Annotated in this window: 3 protein-coding genes; 1 reads left to right on the top strand and 2 read right to left on the bottom strand. The window is 60.4% G+C overall.

The window, feature by feature from the left end:
• Window positions 1–47: 47 nt before the first annotated feature.
• Window positions 48–872 carry a hypothetical protein gene (locus tag ACWJ6R_RS31955; protein ID WP_449065788.1) on the bottom strand — a complete coding sequence of 275 codons (825 nt, stop codon included), beginning with the start codon at window positions 870–872 and terminating at the stop codon, window positions 48–50.
• Window positions 873–1,604: 732 nt separating this feature from the next.
• Here ACWJ6R_RS31955 and ACWJ6R_RS31960 point away from each other — a divergent pair.
• The gene (locus tag ACWJ6R_RS31960) at window positions 1,605–2,174 is read left to right on the top strand and encodes a plasmid pRiA4b ORF-3 family protein (protein WP_449065789.1); all 570 of its coding nucleotides are present in this window, start codon (window positions 1,605–1,607) and stop codon (window positions 2,172–2,174) included.
• A gap of 313 nt (window positions 2,175–2,487) precedes the next feature.
• Here the strand turns inward: ACWJ6R_RS31960 and ACWJ6R_RS31965 are convergent, their stop codons facing one another.
• Window positions 2,488–3,228, bottom strand: coding sequence for a hypothetical protein (locus ACWJ6R_RS31965; RefSeq protein WP_449065790.1), 741 nt, complete (start codon window positions 3,226–3,228; stop codon window positions 2,488–2,490).
• Window positions 3,229–3,837: the final 609 nt, after the last annotated feature.

Here is a 3,837-nt window from a genome sequence, read left to right on the forward strand (position 1 = left end):
CGGGTGGGCGCGGATACACCTGGCGTGCTCACCTCAGCACTTCAAGATCAGTAGCAGTTGTAGAAGGCCCGCCATGCGTGGAACTCGGTCAGTTTCGCGTCAACGGCCGCGGACGGTGTCCATAGCGCGGAGAGCAGCGGCCACAGGCCGTAGTCACTGGTGAGGTACTCGGGCCAGCGCCCGGTCTGCGCACCGAGCAGGATCTCGTCGAGAACCGCCTGCTTGTCGACCGGGAGGAGGGGGCGGAGCCGTAGATTCTGCTCGCCTCGCCACAGTGAGGCGAGCAGGCCGTAGACGTCTTCGCCGGTGAGTTCGTCGCCGACGAGGAAGGCGTGCCGCCGTTGCATGTCCGACCAGCGGATCAGTTCCGCCTCCTCCGTGCTGATCGTTTCTGGAACGACCCTGGCGCGGATGTAGACGCGGTCCTTCTCCTGCCCCGGGAATTTCCAGGGTTCGTCGGTCCGGTCGAGGAGACCGAGGTCGATGAGGTCATCGACGACGGGGATCGGTGGATCGGGCAGAACCGCGATGATCTCGTCTGCGGAGACCTGGCTGGGGTGACCGAGTGCGGCCAGGTAGGTACGCCAGGCAGGTCCTCCATCGAGGAGGGCGGGTGAAAGCGTCCTGATGGTTCCCGCTCGGGGCATGTCGAGGGACAGCATTTGGGCGCGCTCGCCCCCATGCTCACTCATCCACGGCATTCCCGCTTGAAGGAGCCGGTTCACTGTCGTGATCAGCTCCTGCGGCGAGAGGGTGCTCAGCAGGGTGCGGACCGCGTTCGGCAGCGTGGGGTCGGGCACGCCGTCGACCGCGGTTTCCACGATCTCCCGCTCGGGGGTGGGGGCAGGGGAGAGGTCTATGAGATCACTCAAGCAGCGCTGGAGTGCGGCGACCGTGTCGGCGCCTTGGACTCCGAGTTTCTGCCAGCCCGCGGTAACAGGATTGACGATCTTCCCGTCTGGTCCCCGAGACGCTTTACGCCGCGCTCGGTTCTCCCGCCAGGCCGCCAGGGTCTCGGAACGAGATGATTGGCTGGGCAAAGAGGGTCCAAAGAGAACTAGGATTGACTGTGGTAAGATGATGAATTTTTCAAAATGCTATAAAATTGTAATATTTTAGTCCTTCCATGATATGCCCCAGATTGGCCTGCTCGGGGCATGGCGTGTTTGGTGATCGCTGAACCGTTTCCGTCCGGTGATGCCGGTCTGATGGGCCCGGGAAGCCCGGAGACCGGGACGGGTGCGGGCTCCTGGTGAGCGTCTACCGCTGAAGAGCCGATGTCTCGAGCGGAACCTCGGTGCTGTCGCACTTTTCTGGTGGTTCTTCTGCCGATCCACGCTCGGATCCGTCTGGGGATTCGCCGGTGCCCGCCGGAGCGAGTACTGCACCGATGGCGATGGCTGTGCCGGCTTGACATGTGTCACAGGTGACCGCTTGCCACGTACGGCAAGGGATGCCGGGCCCTACCGGCCATACGCTTCAGCCCCAGCGTGATCTCATCCCCTACCGGTCCGCCGTGGTGTTGGATACCGGTATCGAGGAGGAGATCGAGGTCCTTCTGTCTCTCAGTGTGACCCCGCCCGGCATCCGGAGGAGAACCCGCGATGAGCGCCGCTCAGATCCACCAGCTCAAGATCCAGCTGCAGGGGAGCAAACCGCCGATCTGGCGGCGGATCCAGGTGCCCGGCACGGTCACCCTCGCCGGCCTGCATCCGATGCTGCTGGCCGTGATGGGCTGGTACGGCGGACACATGTACGCCTTCCGGGTGGGTGATGAGCAGTACGGCGACCCCGACCCCGAGCTCGGTATGAAGGACGCCGGGCGGCTCACCCTGGCGGGAGCCGTACGCAGAGGGGGCGTGCAGCTGTCCCACGACTATGACTTCGGTGACGGCTGGGAGCACCAGATCACCGTGGAGAAGGTCCTCCCACCGGAGAAGGGCGTGACCTACCCGCGCTGCCTGACCGGTCGCCGTGCCTGCCCGCCGGAGGACTGCGGCGGTGTCTACGGCTTCTACACGTTCCTGGAAGCGCTCGCCGACCCGAAGCACCCGGAGCACGACTGGGCGGTGGAACGGGCGCCGCTCGACTACGATCCCGCCTGCTTCGACCTGGAGTGGGCCAACACCAGACTGGCCGATCCCGCGGCGCACCTCCTGCTGGACCTGTGGTAGGCGAGGATGTAGGGCGTGTCTCCTCGCGGGGTGAGGCACTGGAAGGGCTCAAACCGCCATAACGTCAGCCCTTCAACCTCAACTGCATCGGGCGATCAGGGAATGCGCCCGCCGCGACCTTTAAGGCATGGAAGTTAGTGACCCGGATCTGCTGTTGCCCATGCCGCGCCACCGTGATCGTCCATGCCATCGTTGTCCTACAGCTCATCGAAGAGAGCTGCTACTCAGGGCGAAAAAACTCTATGGTGATCGCAAAGGAAGCGCCCCGCGAGTTCAACTGGAGCATCCGGCCGAGAATTGCCGGATTATCATTCTAGGTTGAAGTAAGGCCGAGACCTTTTCGGGGAGGTGAAGTGAACGCCTTGTTGGCATTGGGGCGGCTTTCTTCAATGCATATGATTACTCGCTCATATGTGTCGCCTATGATGTCGACAACTCGGATCCTCATGCTTATCTGCGTCACCTTGGACGCCCCTTTTCGATTTATTGCGAAAACCTCGTAGCCCTCCGATGTGCCAGCCGGAACCAGGGCTGCTCCGGACCCTATCGCCATAAGCTTAAAGTCTTTATTGTATTTAATTCCCAGCTTCTCGATCGCCTCTACCGCCTCCGCCCAAAGCAGCCACGATTCTGAAGGGCGGCCACTATTTGCCAATTGGCCACCTGTGGTCAGTATTTGATATCTTACCTCGTGTACAACTCCGCGGCCGGCGCCTCCATTTTTCACAAATACAGTGCGAATGGACCCTCTTACGTTTTTACTTGGCACTTTCCCGGCGGACCATGAGATGCTCATGTTCATTGTTTTCGCGAGCTGCGCCCTGGCTATCATCGCTGCAGCAAAAATTCCCGCGAGGGTGGCAGTCGTAGGCAAGTCTAGAATTATCAATCTCCAGGGCCACTCCTTTTTTAGGGGAGGGTCTAGATTGTTTTTTACAATCTCCCAGGTTAAGTTAAGCAGAAGGAAGGGCAAGAGTATTCTTGCCCCTATCTGCGAGATGGGGCTACGCTTAATTAGTCGCTGACTGTATGGATTTATTTTCTCTCTATTCATTGCACCTCTTTTCCTCTAGGGTTTGCGGATAGATGAATTAATTGGGATGGGCGCCTTGATTTATTTGTGTACGATACTTTCAGCAATGCCGATCTCCATCAGGGTGGTGACCTGGACGCGCCACCGCTCATGCGTGACGACCGTCGCGGCTAGGGTGTGATTGGACGGCCACCGTGCCGCGTTGGTGTAACGGTGTAGGTCCGCTTCCTGCGCACAGGTAGGGGTAAGCAAGAACCGGAGCGCCTTCAGGATCTCTTGCCGGCCGCGTCTCGACCTCCTCGCCGCCAGAACACAACGACACGCGAGACGGTACACCAGGAGTGTCCCTCCTGTGGAGAAAAATCGCGTATGTATATTTCAGTTGCGGACCATGGGGCTCTTCGAACTTGACCGTGGTAGAAGCACCCGGCGACCGTTGGGGGATGAGATTGCCTCTTGAGAGAGCCTTCGGCTTCCCTCTCATTCTGAGCGTTTCTCGTCCTGAGTAGCGGTCCTCCTCGATGAGCTGTAGAACGACGATGGCCTGGACGATTACGGTGGCACAGCGTGGGCAGTACTGATCTTGAAGTGCTGAGGTGAGCACGCCAGGTGTATCCGCGCCCACCCGGG

It is taken from the genome of Planomonospora algeriensis, assembly GCF_977012225.1.